Annotated in this window: 1 protein-coding gene; it reads left to right on the forward strand. The window is 48.2% G+C overall.

Annotated elements, in window-relative coordinates; translation table 11 throughout:
• Window positions 1-664 (forward strand): oxygen-independent coproporphyrinogen III oxidase (gene hemN, locus R8N47_RS25695; protein ID WP_318186164.1); only part of this gene is annotated, 664 nt, incomplete at both ends.

Raw genomic sequence — 664 nt, forward strand, 5'->3', positions numbered from 1 at the left:
CTTCAACCGCCTGAGCATCGGCGTTCAGGACTTCAACAAAGAAGTGCAAAAACTGGTGAACCGTGAACAAGATGAAGAATTCATCTTTGCGATGGTGGCACGTGCGAAAGAGTTGGGTTTCCGTTCGACCAACCTCGATTTGATCTACGGTTTGCCGAAGCAGACCAAAGCATCTTTTGCGAAGACGTTAGAACAAGTGTTGGAAATGCAGCCGGGTCGTCTGTCGGTCTTTAACTACGCACACATGCCGCAATTGTTTGCTGCGCAGCGTAAGATTAAAGACGAAGATTTGCCAAAAGCAGAAGAGAAAATGGCAATTCTCCAAGACACGATCGCAACTTTGACGGGTGCTGGCTACCAGTTCATCGGCATGGACCATTTTGCGATGCCTGACGACGAACTCGCCGTTGCGCAGCGCGAAGGTGTGTTGCATCACAACTTCCAAGGCTACACCACTCAAGGTGAATGTGACTTGGTAGGCTTTGGTGTTTCTGCCATTTCAATGATTGGTGATGCGTACGCGCAAAACCAAAAAGAGCTCAAGAAGTACTACGCTCAAGTAAATGACCTTCGCCACGCATTGTGGAAAGGTGTCTCACTCGATTCGGATGACTTGCTCCGTCGTGAAGTCGTTAAGCAGCTGATTTGTAACTTTAAGCTTGAT

This window comes from Vibrio sp. 2132-1, from assembly GCF_033344315.1.